At 51.8% G+C, this 585-nt stretch carries 2 protein-coding genes; both read left to right on the top strand.

Features of this window, described 5'->3' with window-relative positions; all coding sequences use genetic code 11:
* Positions 1–377, top strand: a 377-nt coding sequence (locus ACTHUR_RS16215; protein ID WP_440399704.1) for a phosphoribosyltransferase family protein, incomplete at its 5' end; no start/stop codon positions are given.
* Positions 378–477: 100 nt separating this feature from the next.
* A partial coding sequence (locus ACTHUR_RS16220; protein ID WP_440399706.1) for an MJ0042-type zinc finger domain-containing protein occupies positions 478–585 on the top strand: 108 nt, incomplete at its 3' end.

A 585-nucleotide genomic window follows, 5' to 3' on the forward strand; every position in this document is an offset into this window, starting at 1 on the left:
GCGTAAACGTACCGTTTGCCTACAACCGCAAAGAAGCCAAAGACCACGGCGAGGGCGGCGTGTTGGTGGGCGCGCCTTTGAAAGGCCGTGTGCTGATTATCGATGATGTGATTTCCGCCGGCACATCCGTGCGCGAGTCGGTCAAACTGATTGAAGCCGAAGGTGCAACGCCTGCCGCAGTGGCCATTGCGCTCGACCGCATGGAAAAAGGCACGGGCGAATTGTCGGCGGTACAGGAAGTTGAAAAACAATACGGCCTGCCGGTGGTTTCAATTGCCAACCTGAACGACTTGTTCACGCTCTTGCAAAACAATGCCGAATTTGGCGGCTTCTTCGAGCCGGTCAAAGCCTATCGCGAACGTTACGGCGCGGTTTAAACCATAACATCATGCTCAGGTCGTCTGAAATAGTTTTCAGACGGCCTGAAGCATTGGCTAAAATATATATTTTTGATTCAATACACTTACGGAAATACTCATGCCTGCTTGTTCTTGTCCTCATTGTAAAACACCGCATTGGGTGAAAGATGCCCAGTTGAACGTGGCGCAGGGTTTCGTGGTCTGCACGCGTTGTTCGGGGATGTTT

The sequence above is a fragment of the Neisseria sp. P0021.S007 genome, from assembly GCF_051956855.1.